1 pseudogene is annotated in these 291 nt (G+C 33.3%); it reads right to left on the bottom strand.

Features of this window, described 5'->3' with window-relative positions:
* Positions 1 to 291, bottom strand: a pseudogene (locus tag G6042_RS14710) (IS21 family transposase); the annotation flags it as partial.

Below are 291 nucleotides of genomic sequence, written 5' to 3'. Positions count from 1 at the left end.
CGCGTTTACTCCATATTTTAAAGTGATGTCTAAATTGAGAACTCTTAAAACCATCAGGATGTATAGTAATATATCGCTCCCACATAAGTTGAACTGTAACTCCAACTTTCTTGAGTTCGCGTTCCATTTGTGGAAAAAAATCATAAAGCTTTTGTAATCTGGGATCTATGGTTTCAACAGTATTCTGTGAAAACAAAACTTCAAGTTCGGCATCTGTTTTGGCATCAATAGCTTCAAAACTTAAGCCTAGAAGTTCAAATAAAGAAATATATTTCTTTACCGTATTTCTTG

This window comes from Flavobacterium solisilvae (assembly GCF_012911605.1).
GTDB classification, from domain to species: domain Bacteria; phylum Bacteroidota; class Bacteroidia; order Flavobacteriales; family Flavobacteriaceae; genus Flavobacterium; species Flavobacterium solisilvae.
This window is presented reverse-complemented; position numbering and strand designations above follow the sequence as displayed.